Origin of the sequence: Ensifer sesbaniae (genome assembly GCF_013283665.1) — a bacterium.
Lineage (GTDB): Bacteria > Pseudomonadota > Alphaproteobacteria > Rhizobiales > Rhizobiaceae > Ensifer > Ensifer sesbaniae.
In genome coordinates, this window is the sequence record NZ_JABEKU010000001.1 from 418,198 (window position 1) to 441,101 (window position 22,904).

Sequence of the window (22,904 nt, forward strand, 5' to 3'; positions counted from 1 at the left end):
CAGGCTTTCTTTGCGCAGATGCCGGCTCAGGCTGGCTATTTGCACGAAATTAGGGTAGTGGCGGCGCGAAATCCTTCTTTCCGCGTCCTTCAGGGCCAGTGTTTCCGGCCCGTCGTGTCGCGCATACCTCTGTTACAAGGAAGACTAATGGTCAAGGTCATCGCTTCATCTGTCCGTAAGGGCAACGTTCTCGACGTCGACGGCAAGCTCTATGTCGTGCTTACCGCGCAGAACTTCCACCCGGGCAAGGGTACGCCGGTTACCCAGGTCGACATGCGCCGCATTTCCGACGGTGTTAAGGTCTCCGAGCGCTACCGCACGACCGAGCAGGTCGAGCGCGCCTTCGTCGAAGACCGCGAGCACACCTTCCTCTACGAAGATGCCGAAGGCTTCCACTTCATGAACCCGGAAAGCTACGACCAGCTGGTCATGAGCGCCGAGGACATCGGCGATCAGAAGGCCTACCTGCAGGAAGGCATGGCCGTCATGCTGTCGATCCACGAAGGTGTTGCCATCGCCATCGACCTGCCGCGTCACGTCATCCTCGAAATCACCGAGACCGAACCGGTCGTCAAGGGCCAGACGGCGTCGTCTTCCTACAAGCCGGCCGTCCTGTCGAACGGCGTGCGCACTTCGGTTCCGCCGCATATCCAGGCCGGCACCCGCGTCGTCATCGCGACGGAAGACGGCTCCTACGTCGAGCGCGCCAAGGACTGAGGCCTGAGCCAGGTTGTTTTGGACGGGGACGGCAGCGAAAGCGGCCGTCCCCGTTGTCGTTTCCGGAGCCTTGATCAGCAACCAGAAATTTAAGGAGCGCATTTCCAAAAACGGGTGCTAGGATGCGGCCGCTGCCAATACGACGGTTTGTCACGAGAGGGCCTGCATGTTCCCATTGTCGCATATGATGAAGTCGTTCATTCGCAAGGGTCGCCTGACGGTGATCGACGCCGATGGCAAAAGGCACGTCTTTTCCGGCACACCCGGGCCCGAAGTGACGATGCGGCTCACCGACAGGAAGCTCTATCGCAGCCTCGTCTTCAATGCGGAACTCGCCGCCGGCGAGGCCTATATGAACGGCACCATGCGCTTCGAGGAGGGCTCGACGCTTCGGGACTTCCTGACGCTGTTCTCGATCAACCGCCTCTCACTCGGCTCCTACCCCATCCAGAAAGTCCTGCGCGCGGTGAAGATGCGCTTCCGCAAGCGCCAGCAGGCAAATCCCAAGGGTAAGGCGCAGCAGAACGTCGCGCATCATTACGATCTCGGCAACGAATTCTACAAGCTGTTCCTCGACGAGAACATGCTCTACTCCTGCGCCTATTTCCGCGAACCCAACGAGACGCTCGAGAAGGCGCAGCGCAACAAGCTGAGGCTGCTCGCCGCCAAGCTCTGCCTCGAACCCGGCATGAAGGTGCTCGATATCGGCTGCGGCTGGGGCGATCTCGCAATGTATCTTGCCGAGCTTGCGGACGTGCAGGTGCTCGGCGTGACCCTTTCCAAGGAGCAGCAGGCACTGGCCACCGAACGGGCCCGCGCGGCCGGGCTGTCGGACCGGGTGCGCTTCGAGCTCAGGGATTACCGCGATGTCCAGGGGCCGTTCGACCGTATCGTTTCGGTCGGCATGTTCGAGCATGTCGGCGTGCATCACTATGACGAATTCTTCAAGAAGCTGAACGCGCTGATGCCGGACGACGGCCTCGCGCTGCTGCATTCGATCGGTCATATGAGCCCGCCCGGCATGGCGAGCCCCTGGCTTCGGAAATACATCTTCCCCGGCGCCTATTCGCCGGCGCTTTCGGAGGTCTTCGAGGTCGTCGAGCGCAACAGCCTCTGGGTCACGGATCTCGAATTCCTGCGGGTGCATTACGCGACGACGCTCGCCCATTGGGGCGCGCGCTTCGAGGCGAATCGCGACAAGGTGATCGCCCTCTACGACGAGCGCTTCGCCCGCATGTGGGAGTTCTACCTGATCAGCGCCGAGATGATGTTCCGCACCGGCAGCCAGCTCGTCTTCCACATGCAACTCTCGCGCTCGCGCGATGCGGCGCCGATCGTGCGCGACTATATCACCGATCGTCAGCGCGATTTCATGGCCCGCGAACAGGCGCTCGCCCTTAATCTCTAGAAAGGACGCAATTCCGGACGGAAAACCGCTACACACTTTTCCTGGAATTGCTCTCTTCGTCTGCATGCCAGCGCAGCCGCTTGTAGTCGAAGCCGAACTCGAGCGTCGGCTTCACGATGGCGAAGAAGGGCGAGAGATCGAAATCGCGCGGCGTATAGAGCGAGTGGTGCCGGATGTGCAGGATCTCCTCGCGTGAATAGGTCGAGGTCGCCGCGGCCCGTCCGGGCGCCCGGGTAATCTCGGGCAGGATCGGATAGCGGATCTGCTCGAAGGCAGCCGCAATCAGCGTCGAGCAGATCGCCCGCGTCGGATCGCCGGAGCCGAAGGCCAGCAGGCGCCGGCGCCAGCGCACCGGCACCGGTGGCGTCGGCATGAAATAGCGCAGCATGTCGAGAATGTTCTTCAGGTCGTATTTCATTCCAAGCCGCGAGATCATGAAGCCGACGAGCGCCGTGCGATCATCCGGTGTCAACGCGATCGGCCGGCACACGCGTGTGTTGAACGAGGCGTATTTCTGCAGCGGTACCGCAACGCAGCCCTCGCCGATATTGACCTCGATGAGCTGCGGCCGCTCGATGACCGGCAGCGTCGCCTGATCGAGCGTCAGCGGCATCTGGTCGCCGACAAAGAACGCGGCATGCGACCAGGTTGATTGCGTCAGATACTTGATCGCGGCCGAAATCTTCTGGTTGCCCTCGATCAAGAGAACGTCGCCCGGACGGAGCGTGCGGGCCAGCGTTTCCTGATCGGAAGGGGTGTAGGGCTCGTAGCCGGACGTCTGCGCTTGCAGGCGCGCGGCAAGCCTGGCGCCGAGACGATCCAGCAAGGTGTCCTTGCTTTCTGAAAGCGGATAGATGGTCCTCATCGAGGCGATCGCTCCGGGAAGGGAGGGGACTGACGTCGTAATCCCGCATGGTGGCTGAGCCGCGACACTCTGTCGAGAGATTGTCGCATGTTTGCATGGCTTTGACCTTGACGGTGCCGTCTCGACTTTCTATTTTTAGAATTATTCTAAAGAAGGTTTTCTTCCAATGTTTTCGCGTCTCTTCTCCCGATCCAAACGGCCCTTTCTATCCCTGAGCGAACAGGAAATCCTGGCGCTCGCAATCTCGTCCGAGGAGGACGACGGGCGCATCTATCTCGCCTATGCCGACGCGCTCCGGCGGCAATATCCGCACTCGGCAAAAGTGTTCGAGGAGATGGCGGAAGAGGAAAGCCACCACAGGCAGTGGTTGATCGATCTGCACGTGCAGCGGTTCGGCAGCCGCATTCCGCTCATCCGGCGTGAACACGTGCGCGACTTCCCGGAGCGCAAGCCCGATTGGCTGATTGCCGAAATGCCGATCGAAAAGGCGCGCGAGGAAGCCGAAGCGATGGAGGAGGCGGCGCACCGCTTCTATGTCGAGGCCGCGACGAGAACCCGGGATGCAGCCACTCGCAAGCTGCTCGGCGATCTCGCCATTGCCGAGAAGTCGCATGAATCGCTGGCACGCCGGCTTGGTGAGGAGCATACGCCCGAAGATGTGCGCGCCGAGGAGGATCAGACCTCGCGCCGTCAGTTCATCCTGACTTACGTTCAACCCGGCCTCGCCGGCCTGATGGACGGCTCGGTCTCGACGCTTGCGCCGATCTTTGCCGCCGCCTTCGCGACGCAGGACACCTGGCAGACCTTCCTGGTGGGTCTGTCAGCCTCCGTCGGCGCCGGCATTTCCATGGGCTTTACCGAGGCCGCCCACGACGATGGCAAACTCTCCGGCCGCGGTTCGCCGATCAAGCGCGGCCTCGCTTCCGGCATCATGACGGCATTGGGCGGTCTCGGCCACGCATTGCCCTACCTGATCCCGCATTTCTGGACGGCGACCGTTACCGCGGCCGTGATCGTCTTCTTCGAACTCTGGGCGATCGCCTTCATCCAAAACCGCTACATGGAGACACCGTTCCTGCGGGCGGCATTCCAGGTGGTGCTCGGCGGTGGCCTGGTGCTCGCGGCCGGCATTCTGATCGGCAATGCATGACGGCGAGCGGTAGATGTGAAAAAGGGCCGGTTTGAGCGGCCCTTTTTGAAACCTTGTACTTTGCTGCGAATCAGTTGCCGACCGAACCGACGACGACTTCCGCGCCGTTCTCGATGGTGACCCAGCGGCCGCTGTGGTTCGCAGCCTGGCGCTTCAGGTAGCGGTAGGGTGTCTGCGTCCAGAGCTTGACGCCGTTCTCGAGATTGTCGAGCACGAAGTCACCCTGCGACGTGCGCACCGTCAGCACCGCATGGCCTTCGCCATCGGGCTTGCGTACGACGGTGATCAGGAGGTCGCTCGCCGAGAAGCCCTTCTTCATCAGGCGCTTGCGCTTTTCGAGCACGAAGTCCTCGCAGTCACCGGCGTTGTCGGGATAGGACCAGACCTCGTCCCTGCCGTGCAGTTCCAAATCGGTGACCGGCATGATCTCGCGATTGACCGCAGCATTCACCTGCCGGATGGTGGCCCAGCCGCGTTCGGTCACGCGCGGAGCAACCGTTCCCTTGGAACGCACGTTGCATGCGCTCTTGTATTTCTGGCAGAACTCATAGTGACCGATCGGCTGTGAGGTGGCGGAGCCGGTCTGCATCCATGGAGAGGAACCTGCCTGTGCAGGAATTGCCGTGTTTGCTGAAATGAAAAGTGCGCAAAACGCCGCGATACTTCCCTTAACCCCAGTCCAAGACGCCATACAAATCCCCTGCAGCGCGGTATGCCGGGCTCTTCCTGTCCGGACGTATTCGCGCAATCCTGAGTTGAAGGCAGCTTCTTTAGGATTGTCCCCGCTGCTGCTCTAATCGTTAAGAAAGAGTTAATAACGTCGGCGCTGCAGAGTCAATCGCCGGAATCGGCGCATCGGACTTTATGGTTAAAAGCGGGACTGTGTGCGCGCAAACCCTTACGCCGCAGGCGATCTGCGGCGCCGGACAGGCTTTCGGACAAGTCGTGGCGGAAGGGGCGGGCGTCTTTTCCGCCCGAGGCTCAGGCGAGCATCGTGCCGATGGCCTGCTTCATTTTAGCGATGTCTTCTTCACGCGAAAGGCGATGGTCGCCGTCGCGGATGAGCGTCATGACGACATCGTCGGAGGGCAGGTGCTCCATCAGCCGCAGCGCATGGGTATAAGGCACGTCGGGGTCGCGCATGCCCTGCAGGATATGCACCGGGCAGCCGGTGGTGATCGTGCCGTCGAGCACCCGGTTGGCGCGGCCGTCTTCGATCAGGGCGCGGGTGAAGATGTTCGGCTCGGGGCTATATTCGGAGGGCTCCTCGAAATAGCCGCGTTCGGCAAGCGAGGTCCTCTCCGCTTCCGTCAGGTTGGGCTCGATCAGTTCCACGGTGAAATCCGGTGCCGGCGCGATCAGCACGAGGCCGGCGACGCGCGATCCGTCGCCACGCCGCCTGAGCTCCTGGATGGCGCGCAGTGCGATCCAGCAGCCCATCGACGAGCCGATCAATACGACGCGGCCCGGCGCCGCCTGATCGATGACCGCAAGGCTCTCCTCGAGCCAGCGCGAGATCGTGCCGTCGGCGAAGGCGCCGCCGGAGGAGCCATGGCCGGAATAGTCGAACCGAACGCAGGCCGCACCCCGTTCGGTGGCGTAGCGCTCGACCTCGACCGCCTTGGTGCCGGTCATGTCCGAGCGGTAACCGCCGAGCCAGACGAGCGTCGGCTGTCCCGATGGCTTTTCCGGGCGGCGCACGCGCATCGCGATCCTGCGTCCGGCCGCAGACACACCGACGTCGATGAAGCTGATTTCCGTCTCGGCTGGCGTATCCTGCATGCATTTCTCTCCAAAGGCCGGTTTCGCTGGCGATTTTCTTTCTAAAACAGATTCGCCTTGGTATCGACAGGTGGTGATTTTCCTTGCAAGCCGTGCTATTGACTCTGGCGCCGCAATTCACACATTGCCGTCGGTGACAGATTCAGGCGCTTCGTTTGTGATCGCGCCGATGATCGAATTAACTACATTTCGGAAATAGCTCGAGGAGAGTACGACCATTCGCAGACCGTTCAAAGCGGACGCCCCAGTCAAGGAGGGGCCGCGCTCAAACAAGGAAATCCGGGTTCCCCGGGTTCAGCTTATCGATGCCGAAGGCCAGAATATCGGCGTCGTGCCGATCGACCAGGCGCTCCGCATGGCGGAGGAAGCCGGTCTTGATCTGGTAGAAATCGCACCGAACTCCGAACCGCCGGTGTGCAAGATTCTGGATCTTGGCAAGCTGAAATACGCCAACCAGAAGAAGGCGGCCGAAGCGCGCAAGAAGCAGAAGATCGTCGAAATCAAAGAAATCAAGATGCGCCCGAACATTGACACGCATGACTATGACGTGAAGATGAAGGCGATGAACCGGTTCTTCGAGGACGGCGACAAGGTCAAGGTCACGCTGAAGTTCCGCGGCCGCGAAATGGCCCACCAGGAACTGGGCATGAAGCTCCTGCTTCAGGTCAAGGACGATACCCAGGCGATCGCCAAGGTGGAGGCCGAGCCGAAGCTGGAAGGCCGTCAGATGATGATGGTTCTGGCGCCGCGCTGAGCCGTTGCTGCCGTCAATCGCAAGACCGATCCGATGAAAGCCGCCTTCCGGGCGGCTTTTTTCGTTGCCGGTGCCGTGCCGGCGCTTTCTGACAGAATGCTGACAACCATCCTCAGCGATCTGTCAGCAAACGGATGCCATTCTTCGTGCATCGGCAACGGGAGATGGACTGGAGATGATGAGTTCAGCGCTGCGAAAAGCCCTGCTTGTTTCCTCGGTCAGTCTCTGCAGCCTCGTTTCAGCGCCCATCGGCTTGTCGGTAATCGCAAGCGGTCCTGCGCATCCGTTTTCGACCGCAGCCCTCGCCGATGACGATGACGGCGACGATCGCGGCAATGATGATCGCAGTGGTAGCGGTCACGACGGATCGGAAGATCGCGATGACGATGACCGCGACGACAACGATCGGCATGACGTTGATCGGGATGACGACGGCGACGACGATGATTTCAACGATGACGACTTCCGGGATGCCCGCGATCGTCCCGAGGTCGAACTGCGCGTTTCCGAGGAAAGCCTTCGCGGCCTGCGCGACGGGTCGCTGATCGCCGTCGACGATCTCGGCCGTGTGCTCGAGGTCGAAGTGGAATTCGAACATGGCGTTCGCGTCGTGACGGTGGAGCCGAATCACGGTGATTTCCGCCGTAACCCGGGGCCGATCACCACCGTTTCCATCAGGCCGGCGCCCTGATCTGTTTGGAGTTTGCCCGGCGCATTAGCCCCGCACCATGCGCCGGAGCGAAGGTCGACCGCCACCAGCCCGCCCGGCGGCTCGACCCGGCCAGCGCATGCCCCCGTGCCAACGTGGCGCTGGGGGTATGCGCGCAACTGGCGTTGTGGCGACGGCTGGCGTAGGCTGACACCCCGTGGGCGCGCTCTCGCGGGCCGACCTGCGGATGCGCTAAGCTTGGGAAAATAACCCTGAACCGAAATCGAAGAGGCGATCGCGACCGGATGGCGCCATGGCGATGACACGACGAGACCTGATTGCGCTCTTCTGCTGTTCGCTCCTGCTTTCGCTTGCGCCGCAGCCCGGTCGCTTGGGCGCCCTGGCCGAGGACGGCGATTCCGGTAACGGCGGTGGTTCGCGTGGCGGCGGTGGCGGCAGCGGCGGTGGTGGTGACCAGGGCGGCGACGATGACCACGATGACAACGATGACGATCGCGGCAACGACGGCGGTGGCAACGACGATGACGGTACAAGCGCCGGCGCTCCGGACGGCGGCGGTCGCCGCAGCGACCAGGAGCGCGCGCGCGCAGCGGTCGAGAAAGGCGACATCCTGCCGTTGAAGGATGTTCTCCGACTTGTGGACGAGGACAAATACGGCAGGGTCATCGGCGTCGATCTCAGAGGCTCCGGCAGCCGCGAGGTTTACCGGCTGCGCACGCGTGACCGGCAGGGCACGATCCGCAACCTGCGCATCAACGCGCGCACCGGAAAATTCATGAATATCTTCGGTTTCTGAGGGCGGCATGCGCATTCTTCTGGCGGAGGACGATCCCAACATCGCAGCCCACGTGACAGGCAGGCTGGAGGCGGAGGGCTATGGCGTCGATACGCTTGCCCTGGGGCCGGACATTTGGGAGCGAGGGGAAAGCGGTAACTATACCGCGATCATCCTCGATCTCGGCCTGCCGGGCATGGACGGGCTGTCGATCCTCAAGCGCTGGCGCCAGGCCGGGCTGGAGACGCCGGTGCTGGTTCTGACGGCGCGGGGTTCCTGGATGGAGCGTGTCGATGGCTTCGATGCCGGTGCGGACGACTATCTGCCGAAGCCCTTTCGCGCGGAGGAGCTGCTGGCGCGGCTGAGAGCTCTGTTGCGGCGTGCCGGCCCTCGCGTCACGTCGGTACGTGCGGCCGGGCGCTTCACGCTCGATGAGGCGACGCGCCGCGTGACCTTCGACGGAGAGCCACTCGAACTCAGCCCGCTCGAATACCGGATGGTCGCGCTCTTCGTGGAGCGCAAGGGCCAGGTCGTCACGCCGCTCGAACTGGCGAGCCATGTGCAGGGACGTGATGACGATGCGGCCAAGAACGCCGTCGAAGCGATGATCGCACGCCTGCGCAAAAAGACGGAAAGCGACGCTATCGAGACTCGCCGCGGCTTCGGTTACGTTCTGCCGGATGGCCCGGCATGATCCGTTCGCTGCGGCTGAGGCTTGCTATCGGCGCATCGATCGCCATAGGCCTCGTGCTGCTGGTGGTCTGGCTCTCCCTGAGCAGGCTTTTCACCGATTACGTCGTCGGCCGCTATCGTACGGAAATGGTGACGCTGGTCGATACGATTGCCGCCCAGGTGGCGGTGCGTGACGGCGAAATTGTCCTGCCGCGCGAGCCCGCGGATCCGCGGCTGAGCCTGCCCGCCGGCGGACGCTACTGGCAGATCACCCGCGACGGCCGCGCGCCCATCCGCTCGCGCTCTTTATGGGACACGGTGATCGACCGCGATCGGCCTTCGGCACCCCACCATCTGGGCTTCCTGGAGGTAGAAGGTCCGGACGGAGCATCTGTGCTGGTCTACCAGCAGACGCTGACTTTCGGTGAGGGGCCGGATGCGCGACGGTTCTCCGTTGCCGCCGGCTTCGCGCGCAGCGAACTCGATGATGCGCTGGCCGACTTTCACAGCCAGATCCGGCTGATGCTGGTGGCAACCGCCTTCGTGCTCGCCGGTGCCGCGTTTCTACAGGGCGCGCTCGGACTTTCACCGCTGGTGCGCTTGCGCGAGCAGGCGGCCCGGGTTCGATCCGGCGAAGAGAAGGATTTTGGTTCGGCCGGCCCCACCGAAGTACAGCCCCTGATCGCCGAGATCAATTTGCTGCTTTCCGAGCGCGAGGCAGCCCTGGCGCAAGCGCGCGCCCGTGCCAGCGATCTTGCCCACGGCCTGAAGACGCCGTTGACCGTGCTTGCCCAGCTTGCCGAGAGCCTGCCGCAGGAAGAGCGGCGGATCGCGCTCGAGCAGGTCGATCTGGTGCGCCAGCGTGCCGATCGCCAGATTCAGGCGGCCCGCATGGGTGTCGAACGCATGGCAACCACGTCGATCGCCAGCCTCGGCGGCAAGCTGGTCAATGTCCTGCGGCCGATAACGGCCGAGCGCAATGTCGTCTGGGAAGTCGAGATCGATCCGTCGATTTCGCTTGACCTCGATCCGGCCGACCTGGCCGAATGCCTCGGCAATTTGCTCGACAACGCCGCCAAATGGGCGCGGACCCGCATCCGGTTCTCGGCGGAGGCGGCTGACGGTCGGGTGCGCATCGCCGTTGGCGACGACGGTCCCGGCGTTGCCGAGGCGGACCGGGAACAGGTCCTGCGCCGCGGCGCCCATGGTGAGGACACTGAGGGCAATCACGCCGCCAATTCCGGCCTCGGACTTGCGATCAGCGCCGATATCGCCGACGCCTATGGCGCGGTGCTGTCGCTCGGGCAGTCGTCGCTGGGCGGCCTCGAGGCCGTGTTGACATTCGACACCGTCGGCGGCCGCCAGAGACCGCGCGATCCCGCCTAGGGACAAGGTGTTCGCGATGCGTCGGCCAATAGTGGGACGCATTCAGCCACGGCTTGCGGCCCATCTTCGATTCCGCAGTTGCGCTTTTCCGGATGTGCGGTTATAAGCCCCCGTCCGAACGGTCCGGCAGGGCATGCCGTGGCCGTTCTTAACGCTGGAAACGAGCCTCGTCTGTTCGTTTCGCATTTTAAAGAACAATGGAGTAGCAAAATGCCCAAGATGAAGACGAAATCGTCTGCCAAGAAGCGGTTCAAGATCACCGCGACCGGCAAGGTTCGTGCAGCGGCTGCTGGTAAGCGCCACGGCATGATCAAGCGTACCAACAAGTTCATCCGCGACGCGCGTGGAACCATGGTTCTCGCCGAGCCCGACGGCAAGAAGGTCGTCAAGAACTACCTGCCGAACGGTCTCTAAGACTTTCAGGCACATTGGATACGTTAAGGAGATCATGACATGGCACGTGTAAAACGCGGCGTTACCGCCCACGCCAAGCACAAGAAGACGCTCAAGGCAGCCAAGGGTTTCTACGGCCGCCGCAAGAACACCATCCGCGCCGCCAAGGCAGCGGTTGACCGTTCGAAGCAGTACGCTTACCGCGACCGCAAGGTCAACAAGCGCAACTTCCGCGCTCTCTGGATCCAGCGCATCAACGCTGCCGTCCGCGAATTCGGCCTGACCTACGGCCGCTTCATCGACGGCCTGAACAAGGCTGGCATCGAAGTCGACCGCAAGGTTCTGTCCGACATGGCGATCCATGAGCCGGCAGCATTCGGCGCCCTCGTCGAAGCTTCCAAGAAGGCGCTTGCCTATCTCAAGGAAGCCGGCACGGCAAACGAGTTTGAAAGCGCTGTCCGTTAAGCCAGCGTTTTCCCAAAACCGTACTTAAAATTCGTTGGGAAACCCGCGCTGGCAGGGCTGGCGCGGGTTTTTCTTATTTCGCGAGATGAACGTGCGAGACGATCGAAAGGAACTGCCCCGGTTCCCTCATCCGACGACGCTTCGGCCGGGCCTGCGGCTTGGTCGTCCTTGCACCGGCATTCTTCGCGACCGCGGCGCGATCACATTCCTGAAGACTTGAGCCGATATAGAACCGAACCCATTCCCGCATCGAGGCAGGACAGAATGAGCGAACTGGAAACACTGGAACGGACACTGCTGGCGGATATCCATGCCGCCGACGATGAAGGATCGATCGAGGCGGTGCGTGTCAATGCGCTTGGCAAGAAGGGCTCGATCTCCGAGCTGCTGAAGACGCTCGGGACCATGACGCCGGAGGAGCGCCAGACCCGCGGCGCCCAGATCAATGCGCTGAAGAACACGGTCGCCGAGGCGATTGCCGCCCGGAAGACGGCGCTGAAGGACCAAGCGATTGCCGAGCGCCTGGCGCGCGAGACCGTCGATATCAGCCTTCCGGTCCGCTCCTCGCCGGCCGAACGCGGCCGCATTCACCCGATCAGCCAGATCGTTGACGAGATCACCGCGATCTTCGGTGACATGGGCTTCTCGATCGCCGAAGGTCCGGATATCGAGACCGACTACTACAATTTCACCGCGCTGAACTTCCCCGAGGGCCATCCGGCCCGCGAGATGCACGACACCTTCTTCTTCAATCCGGATGAGAAGGGCGAGCGCAAGGTACTGCGCACGCACACCTCGCCGGTGCAGATCCGCACCATGGAAGCTGAGCAGCCGCCGATCCGCATCATCATCCCCGGCAAGACCTACCGCCAGGATTCCGACGCGACCCACTCGCCCATGTTCCATCAGGTCGAAGGCCTGGTGATCGACAAGGCGGCGAATGTCGCCAACATGCGCTGGGTGCTGGAAGAGTTCTGCAAGGCCTTCTTCGAGGTGGATCAGGTGACGATGCGCTTCCGTCCGTCCTTCTTCCCCTTCACCGAGCCGTCCTTCGAGGTCGATATCCAGTGCGACCGCTCCGGCCCGATCGTGAAGTTCGGCGAAGGCACCGACTGGATGGAGATCCTCGGCTGCGGCATGGTGCATCCGAACGTGCTGCGCTCGGGCGGGCTCGATCCGGACGAGTACCAGGGCTTCGCCTGGGGCATGGGCCTCGACCGCATCGCCATGCTGAAATACGGCATGCCGGACCTGCGCGACTTCTTCAACGCCGACGTTCGCTGGATGACCCATTACGGTTTCCGCCCGCTCGACATGCCGACGCTGTTCGGCGGTCTTTCGGCCTGATCGCGCAGCTGATCAGAGCGGGTGCGCTCACACCGTTCGCGCTTCCGCTCGTTCTTTTTGATTTGCCGCATTTGTGCGACGTCAGGTGAGGCCACCTGACTGCAAAATGCTCCTAGGACACAGGTGAAATCATGAAATTCACGCTTTCCTGGCTCAAGGACCACCTTGAAACCGACGCCACGCTCGAAGAAATCTGCGCGCGCCTGACGATGATCGGGCTCGAAGTGGAAGACGTCGACGACAAGGCCGCCTTCAAACCTTTCGTCATCGCCAAGGTCGTCTCGGCCGAGCAGCATCCGAATGCCGACAAGCTTCGCGTGCTGATGGTCGATACCGGCTCTGGCGCTCCGATCCAGGTCGTCTGCGGCGCACCGAATGCGCGCGCCGGCCTCGTCGGTGCCTTTGCCGCCCCGGGCACTTACGTGCCCGGCATCGACGTGACGCTTGCCGTCGGTACCATCCGCGGCGTCGAAAGCCGCGGCATGATGTGCTCGGAAAAGGAGTTGCAGATCTCCGACGATCATAACGGCATCATCGACCTGCCCGCCGATGCGCCTGTCGGCACGAGCTATGCCGCCTATGCCGGCCTCGACGATCCGATGATCGAGATCAACCTCACGCCGAACCGGCCAGACTGCACCAGCGTCTACGGCATCGCCCGTGACCTCGCCGCCTCCGGCCTCGGCACACTCAAGGCGCGTAAGGCGCCGTCATTCGCCGTCGAAGGCGAAACACCGGTGAAGCTCACGCTTGACCTCGGCGAAGACAAGCACCTCTGCCCGGGCTTCTCGCTGCGGCTGGTGCGCGGCGTCAAGAACGGCCCGTCGCCGAAGTGGATGCAGCAGCGGCTGCTGGCGATCGGCCTGCGCCCGATCAACGCATTGGTCGACATCACCAACTACATGACCTTCGATCAGGGCCGGCCGATGCACGTCTTCGACGCCGCCAAGGTCAAGGGCAACCTGACGGTCCGCCGGGCCAAGGAAGGCGAAACCGTGCTGGCGCTCGACCAGCGCGAATACAAGCTCGGGCCCAACAACGTCGTCATATCCGATGAAAAGGCGATCGAATCGATCGGCGGCGTCATGGGCGGCGAGCATTCCGGCTGCGACGAGAACACCACGGACGTCTTGATCGAGTCGGCGCTCTGGGATCCGATGAACATCGCCAAGACCGGCCGTACCCTCGGCATCATCACCGATGCCCGCTACCGCTTCGAGCGCGGCGTCGATCCGGAATACATGGTGCCTGGCCTCGAGCGTACGACCGAGCTGGTGCTTGAACTCTGCGGCGGCAGGGCGGCCAAGGCGGAAGTGGTCGGTTACGCCGGCCACACGCCGAAGATCGTCGATTTCCCGGTTTCCGAAGTGAAGCGCCTGACCGGCCTCGAGGTTTCCTCGGAAGAGAGCATCTCGATCCTGAAGAAGCTCGGCTTCGGCGTCGAGGGTTCCGGTGACCGCTTCAAGGTCTCGGTTCCGTCCTGGCGACCGGACATCGACGGCAAGGCCGACCTCGTCGAAGAGGTCATGCGCATCCACGGCGTCGACAACATCGTCGCCGCCCCGCTGCCGAGTCATGGCACCGTCAACGGCAAGATCCTGACGACGCTGCAGATACGCACCCGCCTTGCCAAGCGCGCGCTTGCAAGCCGCGGCATGCTGGAAGCGGTCACCTGGTCGTTCATCTCCGAGGAGCAGGCGAAGCTCTTCGGCGGCGGTGCGCCGGCGCTGAAGCTCGCCAATCCGATCGCCTCCGACATGTCGGACATGCGCCCGTCGCTGCTGCCGGGTCTCCTGACGGCCGCCCAGCGCAATGCCGACAAGGGTTTCGGCGACGTCGCGATCTTCGAAGTCTCCGGCACCTATGAGGGCGATACGCCTGAAACCCAGCGCCGCGTTGCCGGCGGCATCCGCCGCGGCACGGCCTCGCTGAACGGCGCCGGCCGTCTCTGGTCGAACGCGGCCAAGGGCGGCGGCAAGCCGGTCGACGTCTTTGATGCCAAGGCCGACGCGATTGCCGTACTCGAAGCCTGCGGCGTGCCGATGGTCAATGTCCAGTTCGAACCGGGCGGCCCCGCCTGGTATCACCCGGGCCGTTCCGGCACGATCAAGCTCGGGCCGAAGATCATTCTCGGCTCCTTCGGCGAATTCCACCCGAAGACGCTGGAAGCGCTTGACGTTTCGGGCGCGCTGTGCGGCTTCGAGATCTATGTCGACGCCATGCCCGAACCGAAGAAGAAGGCGACCCGCACCAAGCCGGCGCTCGATCTCTCGCCCTTCCAGGCGGTGAAGCGCGACTTCGCCTTCGTCGTCGACAAGACGGTGGAAGCCGGCGCCATCCTGCGCGCGGCTTCGGGCGCCGACCGCAAGCTGGTGACGGGCGTCAGCGTCTTCGACGTCTTCGAAGGCGCCTCGCTCGGCGAAGGCAAGAAGTCGATCGCCATCGAAGTTACCATCCAACCGGTCGAGCGCACGCTGACCGACGAGGACTTCGAGGCTCTCACCGCCAAGATCGTCGCCAATGTGACGAAATCGACGGGCGGCGTGCTCCGGGCGTGAGCCCTACTGCATGTCTCCTTAAATCGACCTCGATTTAAGGGCGAAGACATGCAGAAAATCAAAGTGCTACAGCGACCTTTGCGCGTCTGATAAGACGCGCGGCGCTGTAGGCAAGCACTCGATCGAAAGGGCCGCTGGATCGCAGCGGCCCTTTTTCGTTCGAACTCAGTCCAGGCGCTGCATCAGTTCGATACGGTTGCCGAAAGGGTCGTAGATATAACATCTGCGGTAGTCGGCAAGCGGTTCGTCCTCGACGATCGTCACGCCGGCCGCTTCGAGCCGCAGCGTCAGACAGTCGAGATCGTCGACGACGAAGGCCGGATGCGCTTTGCGCGCCGGCCTGAAGTCTCGGTCGATGCCGAGATGCACGCGGATATTGCCCTGCTCGAACCAGCAGCCGCCGCGCGCGAGAAGATTGGCCGGCTTCGTTACTTCCGAGAGGCCGAGAAGGCCGCCATAGAAGCCACGTGCCGCCGGCTCGGCACCCGCCGGCATGGCAAGCTGGATATGGTCGATGCCGATGAGCCTGCCCGTCGGCTCGGTCTTCTGCAGGATTTCCCTCATGACGCGTGCTGATGGAAGACCTTGTTGACGATCACCCAGCGCCCGTCGATCTTCACCAGCGACAGATGGTCGGAATAGCGTTCGCCGGCGAAACTGTCGACCACTCGCACGGTTGCGGCATCACCGGTGATATCGATCTTCTGCACGTCCATCTCCGGCTGGGTTCCAGGTGGCGCAGCCCCCGCCTCGACGATCGTCTTGATGAAGCCTTCGCGCGTCGTCCATTCGAGCGCGCCCTTGTAGTTGCCGATGATAGCTGCATCGGGATGAAACGCCTTGCGCAGAGCGCCCTCGTTGGCAAAGGCCATGCCGTCGACATAGAGATGCACCACTGCGCTGATCGCCTGCTCGTCGGACATTCCCGCTCCTCCGGATTTGTTGCCGTTGGTTGAGAGGTAGTGCGTCCGGCGGGAATTTCGATGGGAAATCTCCCCGCCCTTGACGGCAGGCGGGGAGCAATAGAGCATTTCCAGGAAAAGTGCGAAGCGGCTTTCCGTCAGGAAATGCGCTGGAAACAAACAGATAGAGGGCTTCCACCACGCCGCTTCAACGGGAGACGCTCCAGCTCAACGGTTGGTGAGCGCCAGCGAGGCGTCCGTGTAGCGTTTGCCGGCGACCAAGGCCGGCGAGAGAGCGTCGGCGAGCCGGCGGGATTCCTCGGCCGTGAGGGTGATGTCTGCGGCCGCAGCATTCTGCTCCAGATGATTGAGCTTGCGGGCGCCGGGGATCGGCACGATGAAATCGCCCTGGTTGACGACCCAGGCGAGCGCGAGCTGAGCGGCGGTGACGCCCTTTTCTTCGGCCAGCGCCTGGAGCGTCTCGACGAGCCGGACATTGGCGTCGAAATTCTCCGCCTGGAAACGCGGCAGCGAGCGTCGGAAATCGTCGGCTTCGAGATCGTCAGCCTTGCGCAGGGCGCCGGTCAGCATGCCACGCCCGAGCGGGCTGTAGGGCACGAACCCGATGCCGAGTTCGCGGCAGGTGGCAAGCACGTCTTCTTCCGGGTCACGCGACCACAGCGAGTATTCGCTTTGAACAGCGGCGATCGGATGAACCTTGTGGGCCCGGCGGATGGTGGCGGCACTCGCTTCCGAAAGGCCGATGGTCCGCACCTTACCCTCGCGCACCAACTCGGCCATGGCGCCGACGGTGTCCTCGATCGGCACCTCCGGATCGACGCGATGCTGGTAGTAGAGGTCGATGACATCGGTGCCGAGCCGCTTGAGCGAGGCTTCCGCCACCGCCTTCGCATGCTCCGGCCGTCCGTCGACACCCCTGATCGCCTGGGCTGCCGGCGCGCCGGCTTCGATGCGAAAGCCGAATTTCGTGGCGATCGTCACCTTGTCGCGCAGCGGCCCGAGAGCCTTGCCGAGCAGTTTCTCGTTCTCGAACGGGCCGTAGACTTCGGCCGTATCGAAGAAGGTGATGCCGAGATCGACGGCGCGGTGGAGCGTGCGAATCGATTCCGCCTCGTCCGTGGCGCCATAGGCGAAGCTCATGCCCATGCATCCGAGGCCGATGGTGGAGACGGTGAGGTCATTCCCGAGTTTGCGGGTCTTCATGTCGTTTCCTTGTCTAGCTGGCACGCATCGAAACTCGCGCGCTGGGAGGGCACGTCTATCGTCCGAGGCGTGAATTGATGGTCGGGCGCCGCCGACGAGCCCGCGTGGGCGAACGACGGTTCCTCTGCGCCAAGGCTGACGAACTCCTCGCTCCGTCCGACGTTGGCGACGATTGAAGAATAGGGCCATGCGCCGCGGCTGAAAATCACTGTCAATTCTCACGGGCTGTTCTATTATTTCGATCAATGAACAGAACACAGCTCTCCCAACTTGCGGTATTGGCCGCCGTTGCCGCCCATGGCAGTTTTCGCGGGGCCGCCCGAGAACTGGGCGTGGCGCCATCAGCGGTGAGCCATGCCGTCGGCAGCCTCGAGACGAGCCTCGGCATCCGCCTTCTGGCGCGCACCACGCGCAGCGTCGCGCCGACGGAGGAGGGGCGCCGGCTGCTCGAACGGCTGGCGCCGGCGCTGGAAGAGATCGCCCTCGCACTAGAGGCCGCCGCCGACGCGCGTGAGCGCCCCGCCGGCAACCTGCGCATCACGGCGCCGCGGTTTGCCGCCGATCTCATCCTCGCGCCCCGGCTCGGCGCCTTCCTGAACCGCTATCCCGAGATCGTCCTGGAGATCGCCAACGAGGACGGCTTCACCGACATCGTTGAAAAGGGCTACGACGCCGGAATCAGGCTCGGCGAAAGTCTGGAGGCCGATATGATCGCGGTGAAGGTCGGGCCGGAGCTCGAAAGTGCCGTCGTTGCGTCGCCCGACTACTTCGCGCGCCATGGCCGGCCGCAGCACCCGCGCGATCTCGCTCAGCATCGCTGCATCCGCCTGCGCTTTTCCAATGGCGCGCTCTATCGCTGGGAGTTTGAGAAGGACGGCGAGGAGTTGACGGTATCGGTCGAAGGCCCGCTGATCCTCACCGAGGACAGGCCGATCATCAAGGCGGCGATCGGCGGTGCCGGTCTGGCCTATCTCTTTCGCTCCCGGGTCGAGACGGCGATCGCCGAAGGTCGGCTGGGTGCGCACCTTATGCCGGTCCATATCTCTATTATCCGAGCCGCAGGCAGATGCGGCCGGCGCTACGCGCCTTCATCGATTTCTTCCGGCACAGCGGATAGCAGCCGCTCTGGAATCGGGTGGCGCGGTTGGGCCGAATCTGGAATGCCATTGGCTCGCGCACTCCGTTTGTTCGGATGAGAAAGGAAGACGATGAAGAAGCCCGGATCGATGAAGGGTCTTGAAGATCTCGGCCGTGTGCGGCTCTCCCGGAATTTCTTCTTCCGCGAGTTCCTGCATTCGGAGATCGCCGATTTCTACCGTATCCCGAACATCCCTGATGATCCGGATCTCGCGATCGAGGCGGGGCGGCGCCTCTGCGAAGAACTGCTGGAGCCGCTGGAAGCGACCTTCGGCCGCCTCGTCATTCGCTCCGGCTACCGCAATCGCGCCGTCAACGGCTTCGGCAACGCCAATGGCCTCAATTGTTCGACCAATGCCGCTTCGGCCGCCGACCATATCTGGGACATGCGCGACGCCGACGGATGTATCGGCGCCACCGCCTGCATCGTCATCCCCTGGGTATGGGACCGGCGCGGCGACATCGGCGGCTGGCAGTCGATCGCCTGGTGGATCCACGACCACCTGCCCTACGCCTCGCTCTGTTTCTTCCCGAAGCTCTGGGCTTTCAACATCCAGTGGCACGAGCGGCCCGCGCGCCGGATCATGAGCTTCGTGCAGCCGCGCGGCGTCCTGACGAAGGCGGGCATGGCCAACCAGGGCGGCAGCCATGCCGAGGCCTATGCCGGTTTTCCGGATTTGCGGAATGTGCGGAAACTGACCTTGTAGCGCACATGCTCGTCGGTGCCGGAGGAGCGCTCACGGAGCCGCCGCACGGCGGCATGGTCGGCTTCGGTGCACCAGTGGGAGCCGACGCCGATCGCTTCGTCGCCACCGGCAGCAGCGCGTCAATGCCATCGTGCTGGCTTTGCCTCCGTCATTCGCCGACATCGTTGAGTTGCTGGATCGCTTCATCCGACAGCTGGAGATCGGCAGAACGAATGAGGCTCTGCAACTGCGCGAGGTTCGTGGCGCTGGCGATCGGTGCCGTGACGCCCTTGCGCGTCCGGACCCAGGCGAGCGCAATTTCTGCCTGGCTTGCACCGGTTTCGGCGGCAATCTCGTCGAGCACGCCAAGGATGCGCATGCCGCGTCCGTCGAGGTATTTCTCGACACCGCTGCCGCGCGCCGAGCCTTCGAGGTCCTTGTGTGTTCGGTACTTGCCCGACAGGAAGCCACGCGCCAGCGCGAAATAGGTGATCACGCCGATCTCTTCCGAAATGCAGAGGTCGCGCAGCGGTCCCTCGAAGGCGTCCCGGTCGTAGAGATTGTATTCCGGCTGCAGCACCGCATAGCGCGGCAGGCCGTGGGTCGCGGATATGTCGAGCGCCTCGCGCAGCTGCAGCGAATTCAGGTTGGAGGCACCGATGTTGCGGACCTTGCCTTCGGACAGCAATTGGTCATAGGCCGCAAGCGTCTCTTCACAGGGCGTTTCCGGGTCCGGCCAGTGGGAGAGATAAAGGTCGATATGGTCGGTCTGCAGCCGCCTCAGCGAATCTTCGACCGCTTGCAGGATCCAACGGCGCGAAAGCCCCTTGCGGCCGGGCCCGAGTTCGGAACCGACTTTGGTGACGATGACTGCCTTATCGCGTGGTCGCCTCGATTGTTTCAGCCACTTGCCGATGATCGTTTCGGATTCTCCGCCCTGGTTGCCTGGCGCCCAGGAGGAATAGACGTCTGCGGTATCGATGGCGTTGAAGCCGGCATCGAAGAAGGCATCGAGCAAGGCGAACGACGTCTTTTCGTCGGCGGTCCAACCAAAGACATTGCCGCCGAAGACAAGTGGCGCGATTTCCAGGTCAGTGCGGCCAAGTCTCAGTTTTTCCATGGGGTCGCTCCATTGGACGGGATGGAAGCATATCGCGATCGGGAGGATTGCGAAGGGAAAGATAGGGCGGAAAAGCTGACATTGTCACCCGCCCCAGGGCTTTTTTCTGCGAACGGGAATCTCCGTCGGAACGATATCAACCGCTTGATAGGTACGTACCTCGGCGCTACAGCGCCGCGCGTATTTAGACGCGCTAAGGTCGCTGTAGCACTTTGAGTTGCTGCATGTTTTCATCCTTAAATTGCAGGAAATTTAAGGAAACATGCAGTAGTCTCGGCCGCTAAAATCAGGGAGCTCCGCCATGTTACGTTTCGGAATTCTGTCCACGGCCAAGATCGGCCGCGATCTCGTCGTGCCGGCCATTCAGGATGCGGAAAACTGCGTCGTCTCGGCTGTTGCCAGCCGCGACTTCGCAAAAGCCCGGGCCATGGCCGATCGCTTCTCCGCCCCGCATGCCTTCGGCTCCTATGAGGACATGCTGGCCTCCGACGTCATCGATGCGGTCTATATCCCGCTGCCGACGGCACAGCACGTCGAATGGTCGGTGAAGGCCGCCAATGCCGGCAAGCACGTGCTCTGCGAAAAGCCGATCGCGCTGCGCGCCTCGGAGATCGACGCCTTGATCGCCGCGCGTGATCGCAATGGGGTTCTGATCGCCGAAGCCTTCATGGTCACCTACAGCCCCGTCTGGCGCAAGGTGCGCGCGCTGCTGGCTGAGGGCGCGATCGGCCGGCTGCGCCACGTCCAGGGTGCATTCACCTATTTCAACCGCGACCCCAACAACATGCGCAACATTCCCGCGCTCGGCGGCGGCGGCCTGCCGGATATCGGCGTCTATCCGACGATCACCACCCGCTTCGTCACCGGCCAGGAGCCGGTGCGGGTTCAGGCAAACACCGATCGCGATCAGGAATTCGGCACCGACATCTATTCGAGCGTGCGGGCAGACTTCGGTGATTTCGAGCTGAGCTTCTATATCTCCACCCAGCTCGCTGCCCGCCAGATCATGGTCTTCCACGGCGACAAGGGCTTCATCGAGGTGAAATCGCCCTTCAACGCCGACCGCTACGGCCGAGAGGAGGTGGAACTCACCAATCAGAACCACGCCCAGTCGCAGCTCTTCCGCTTCCAGGATGCGCGCCAGTACAAGCTCCAGGCGGAAGCCTTCTCGCGCGCCGCCAAGGGCGAGCCCGAGGAAGTGGTGACACTCGAGAATTCGCGCCTCAACCAGAAATTCATCGATGCGATCTACCGCGCCAGCGCCAAGGACGGCTGGGAGACCATCTGAGCCGGTCGAAGAATGCGAGGAGGTCCGCCGGCATGGCTGGCGGACCTCCTTCTCGATCTCTTGGGTTCGTCAGGCGAGCGCGGCGCGTTCCCGTGCCAGTCCCCGCAGCTTGAAGAACAGGAAGTCGGCGACAGCGATCATGCCGATCACGACGAGGGCGATGCCCGCAGCTGAGAGATCGGTATAGGCCGTGAACAGCAGCACTAGGCTCGCCATCTGCCAGAGCACGTCGCCGGCAATGCTGATGCGCGCCGCTGCCGTTACCGGACCGCCATTGCGCGCCGCCGACAGGTGAAAGATCCCCCAGACCAGCAGTCCAACGCCGAGCACCTTCATCGTGACAGGTGTCGCGGCGGGGCTGATCAATGCGGCGAAGGGTGCCGCGTCGAGGATCAGGACGGCGGCGGCGACCAGCGAGAATGCACCGTCGGCAAGGAAGGTCTTGTTGAGCAGGCTGCGGTTCGAGAGGTTCATTTTCGGCTCCATCCGTTTGTCGATGGCCGGATATTGCTCTGATGACGTCATCGAACCAATTACCTCTGAGGTAATGGATTTACTTGGCACGGACGTCACTCTGCCGGGCAAATGGAGAAAACAGGCATATGCAATTTGGCGAACATCTGAAGGAATGGCGTGGCCATCGCCGCATGAGCCAGCTCGATCTCGCGGGCGCTGCCGGCATCTCGGCGCGGCACCTGTCGTTCCTGGAAACCGGTCGCTCGAAACCGTCGGAGGGCATGATCCTGCGGCTGGCCTCGGTGCTGGATATTCCGGCCCGCGACCAGGGAACGCTGTTTTCGGCAGCCGGCTATCGGCCGCGCATGGCGACGCGCCCGGCCGCAGGGCTGGACGCCATGCCGCCGGCCGTCGCCAATGCCATCAGGCTCATCCTGGCCCGGCACGATCCCTATCCCGGCCTGGTACTCGACCATGAATACACGCTGCTCGTCGTCAACCCGGCGCTGGCGAGCCTGGCCGTGGCTGCCGACATTCCATTCCAGCCCGGAGAAAACTTCCTCGACGCGTTCCTCGGCAACGAAAACGTTCGCAAGCTGGTCGTCAACTGGGAGGCCGCGGCGGCTGATCTCGTACAGCGCGTGCGCACCGAGGCCTGGCTGCAGGGGCCGCGCAGCCGCCTCGGCAAACGCCTGGAGAAAGCCGCGTCGAGCCCGGCGGTCGAGCGGGCGATCGAAAACCACCCCGCCACCGATCGCCTGCCCGTGCTGCCGATCGAGCTCGATGTCGGCGGCCCGCGCTTGAGCTTCATCACCACGCTGCAGACCTTCGGCTCGACCCAGGATGCCCTGGTGGAAGGCGTGCTGATCGAATCCTTCTTCCCCGCGGACGAGGAGACCAAGGCGTTTTTCGAACGGAAGGGGTGAGCGCTATTGCTGGTCGCGCTGCCGGTCGATGGCAATGGCGCCGCACAGCATAAGGGCGAGGCCCATGTTGTAGGCGCCGATCGTTGCTAACGCTTCGATCCAGTCACCGCCTGCGCCGGCCAAAGCCGTCAGCGCCGCGCCGACGAACAGGCAGGCGCGTGCCGATCGCAGGCCGCATGCGATGATGCCGAGGAGGAAGGAAGCGGTGACGATCATGGTCCCG

At 63.1% G+C, this 22,904-nt stretch carries 24 protein-coding genes and 1 pseudogene; 15 read left to right on the plus strand and 10 right to left on the minus strand.

The genetic code is table 11. The annotated features are described in order from the left end of the window. Positions 1-147 precede the first annotated feature (147 nt). On the plus strand, positions 148-717 hold the full coding sequence (gene efp / locus BHMPCIPO_RS01975) for an elongation factor P (RefSeq protein WP_173515215.1): 570 nt from the start codon (positions 148-150) through the stop codon (positions 715-717). A gap of 166 nt (positions 718-883) precedes the next feature. Continuing rightward, positions 884-2,125: an SAM-dependent methyltransferase gene (locus BHMPCIPO_RS01980; protein ID WP_173515216.1), complete on the plus strand. Its 1,242-nt coding sequence runs from the start codon at positions 884-886 to the stop codon at positions 2,123-2,125. A gap of 28 nt (positions 2,126-2,153) precedes the next feature. Here the strand turns inward: BHMPCIPO_RS01980 and BHMPCIPO_RS01985 are convergent, their stop codons facing one another. After that, positions 2,154-2,990: a C40 family peptidase gene (locus BHMPCIPO_RS01985; protein ID WP_173515217.1), complete on the minus strand. Its 837-nt coding sequence runs from the start codon at positions 2,988-2,990 to the stop codon at positions 2,154-2,156. A 166-nt stretch (positions 2,991-3,156) separates the two neighbouring features. On the opposite strand from BHMPCIPO_RS01985, the gene mbfA reads away from it, so the two are divergent. Then, positions 3,157-4,140 (plus strand): iron exporter MbfA, encoded by a 984-nt coding sequence (gene mbfA / locus BHMPCIPO_RS01990; RefSeq protein WP_173515218.1) that lies wholly within the window; start codon positions 3,157-3,159, stop codon positions 4,138-4,140. Between the two features lie 70 nt (positions 4,141-4,210). Here mbfA and BHMPCIPO_RS01995 read toward each other — a convergent pair whose 3' ends face one another. Both BHMPCIPO_RS01995 and BHMPCIPO_RS02000 read right to left on the minus strand, forming a co-directional pair. Beyond that, the gene (locus BHMPCIPO_RS01995; RefSeq protein ID WP_173515219.1) at positions 4,211-4,831 is read right to left on the minus strand and encodes a transglutaminase-like cysteine peptidase; all 621 of its coding nucleotides are present in this window, start codon (positions 4,829-4,831) and stop codon (positions 4,211-4,213) included. Positions 4,832-5,121: 290 nt separating this feature from the next. Continuing rightward, positions 5,122-5,922 carry an alpha/beta hydrolase gene (locus BHMPCIPO_RS02000; protein WP_173515220.1) on the minus strand — a complete coding sequence of 267 codons (801 nt, stop codon included), beginning with the start codon at positions 5,920-5,922 and terminating at the stop codon, positions 5,122-5,124. 217 nt (positions 5,923-6,139) lie between these two features. Between BHMPCIPO_RS02000 and infC the strand changes: the two genes are divergently transcribed. Then, a complete protein-coding gene (infC, locus tag BHMPCIPO_RS02005; RefSeq protein WP_173518054.1) occupies positions 6,140-6,676 on the plus strand; it encodes a translation initiation factor IF-3 in 537 nt (178 codons plus the stop codon). Positions 6,677-6,914: 238 nt separating this feature from the next. Here infC and BHMPCIPO_RS02010 read toward each other — a convergent pair whose 3' ends face one another. Beyond that, on the minus strand, positions 6,915-7,307 hold the full coding sequence (locus tag BHMPCIPO_RS02010) for a hypothetical protein (protein WP_173515221.1): 393 nt from the start codon (positions 7,305-7,307) through the stop codon (positions 6,915-6,917). A 331-nt stretch (positions 7,308-7,638) separates the two neighbouring features. Between BHMPCIPO_RS02010 and BHMPCIPO_RS02015 the strand changes: the two genes are divergently transcribed. The 7 genes from BHMPCIPO_RS02015 to pheT all read left to right on the plus strand — a co-directional run bounded on the left by BHMPCIPO_RS02015 (position 7,639) and on the right by pheT (position 14,942). Then, on the plus strand, positions 7,639-8,142 hold the full coding sequence (locus BHMPCIPO_RS02015; RefSeq protein WP_246304237.1) for a PepSY domain-containing protein: 504 nt from the start codon (positions 7,639-7,641) through the stop codon (positions 8,140-8,142). A 7-nt stretch (positions 8,143-8,149) separates the two neighbouring features. After that, positions 8,150-8,815, plus strand: coding sequence for a response regulator transcription factor (locus tag BHMPCIPO_RS02020; RefSeq protein ID WP_173515222.1), 666 nt, complete (start codon positions 8,150-8,152; stop codon positions 8,813-8,815). Next, positions 8,812-10,179, plus strand: a complete 1,368-nt coding sequence (locus BHMPCIPO_RS02025) for a sensor histidine kinase (protein ID WP_173515223.1) — start codon at positions 8,812-8,814, stop codon at positions 10,177-10,179. The genes BHMPCIPO_RS02020 and BHMPCIPO_RS02025 overlap by 4 nt, the downstream gene beginning before the upstream one ends. Before the next feature lie 210 nt (positions 10,180-10,389). Next, entirely contained in the window at positions 10,390-10,593 is a 204-nt protein-coding gene (gene rpmI / locus BHMPCIPO_RS02030) for a 50S ribosomal protein L35 (protein WP_077962740.1), read from the plus strand. Between the two features lie 39 nt (positions 10,594-10,632). Next, entirely contained in the window at positions 10,633-11,037 is a 405-nt protein-coding gene (gene rplT / locus BHMPCIPO_RS02035; RefSeq protein WP_012710091.1) for a 50S ribosomal protein L20, read from the plus strand. Positions 11,038-11,301: 264 nt separating this feature from the next. Beyond that, complete coding sequence (gene pheS, locus BHMPCIPO_RS02040; RefSeq protein ID WP_173515224.1) at positions 11,302-12,384, plus strand: phenylalanine--tRNA ligase subunit alpha; 1,083 nt, start codon at positions 11,302-11,304, stop codon at positions 12,382-12,384. A gap of 131 nt (positions 12,385-12,515) precedes the next feature. Continuing rightward, positions 12,516-14,942 carry a phenylalanine--tRNA ligase subunit beta gene (gene pheT / locus BHMPCIPO_RS02045; protein WP_173515225.1) on the plus strand — a complete coding sequence of 809 codons (2,427 nt, stop codon included), beginning with the start codon at positions 12,516-12,518 and terminating at the stop codon, positions 14,940-14,942. Positions 14,943-15,107: 165 nt separating this feature from the next. On the opposite strand, the gene BHMPCIPO_RS02050 is transcribed toward pheT, so the two are convergent. From BHMPCIPO_RS02050 to BHMPCIPO_RS02060, 3 genes are all read right to left on the minus strand, one after another. After that, positions 15,108-15,506, minus strand: coding sequence for a VOC family protein (locus BHMPCIPO_RS02050; protein WP_173515226.1), 399 nt, complete (start codon positions 15,504-15,506; stop codon positions 15,108-15,110). Next, positions 15,503-15,865 (minus strand): nuclear transport factor 2 family protein, encoded by a 363-nt coding sequence (locus BHMPCIPO_RS02055; protein ID WP_173515227.1) that lies wholly within the window; start codon positions 15,863-15,865, stop codon positions 15,503-15,505. The genes BHMPCIPO_RS02050 and BHMPCIPO_RS02055 overlap by 4 nt, the downstream gene beginning before the upstream one ends. A 207-nt stretch (positions 15,866-16,072) precedes the next feature. Then, positions 16,073-17,068: an aldo/keto reductase gene (locus BHMPCIPO_RS02060; RefSeq protein ID WP_173515228.1), complete on the minus strand. Its 996-nt coding sequence runs from the start codon at positions 17,066-17,068 to the stop codon at positions 16,073-16,075. A gap of 245 nt (positions 17,069-17,313) precedes the next feature. Between BHMPCIPO_RS02060 and BHMPCIPO_RS02065 the strand changes: the two are divergent. Further along, positions 17,314-18,185, plus strand: a pseudogene (locus BHMPCIPO_RS02065) (LysR family transcriptional regulator). A 91-nt stretch (positions 18,186-18,276) separates the two neighbouring features. Continuing rightward, entirely contained in the window at positions 18,277-18,912 is a 636-nt protein-coding gene (locus BHMPCIPO_RS02070; RefSeq protein ID WP_173515229.1) for a hypothetical protein, read from the plus strand. A 148-nt stretch (positions 18,913-19,060) separates the two neighbouring features. On the opposite strand, the gene BHMPCIPO_RS02075 is transcribed toward BHMPCIPO_RS02070, so the two are convergent. Further along, positions 19,061-20,011 carry an aldo/keto reductase gene (locus tag BHMPCIPO_RS02075; protein WP_173515230.1) on the minus strand — a complete coding sequence of 317 codons (951 nt, stop codon included), beginning with the start codon at positions 20,009-20,011 and terminating at the stop codon, positions 19,061-19,063. Between the two features lie 301 nt (positions 20,012-20,312). Here BHMPCIPO_RS02075 and BHMPCIPO_RS02080 point away from each other — a divergent pair, with 301 nt between their 5' ends. Further along, positions 20,313-21,299 carry a Gfo/Idh/MocA family protein gene (locus tag BHMPCIPO_RS02080; protein WP_173515231.1) on the plus strand — a complete coding sequence of 329 codons (987 nt, stop codon included), beginning with the start codon at positions 20,313-20,315 and terminating at the stop codon, positions 21,297-21,299. A gap of 69 nt (positions 21,300-21,368) precedes the next feature. On the opposite strand, the gene BHMPCIPO_RS02085 is transcribed toward BHMPCIPO_RS02080, so the two are convergent. Continuing rightward, entirely contained in the window at positions 21,369-21,773 is a 405-nt protein-coding gene (locus BHMPCIPO_RS02085; protein ID WP_246304238.1) for a hypothetical protein, read from the minus strand. A 128-nt stretch (positions 21,774-21,901) separates the two neighbouring features. Here BHMPCIPO_RS02085 and BHMPCIPO_RS02090 point away from each other — a divergent pair, with 128 nt between their 5' ends. After that, the gene (locus BHMPCIPO_RS02090) at positions 21,902-22,681 is read left to right on the plus strand and encodes a helix-turn-helix domain-containing protein (protein ID WP_173515233.1); all 780 of its coding nucleotides are present in this window, start codon (positions 21,902-21,904) and stop codon (positions 22,679-22,681) included. A gap of 3 nt (positions 22,682-22,684) precedes the next feature. Here BHMPCIPO_RS02090 and BHMPCIPO_RS02095 read toward each other — a convergent pair whose 3' ends face one another. Beyond that, entirely contained in the window at positions 22,685-22,897 is a 213-nt protein-coding gene (locus BHMPCIPO_RS02095; protein ID WP_173515234.1) for a hypothetical protein, read from the minus strand. Between the last annotated feature and the right edge of the window lie 7 nt (positions 22,898-22,904).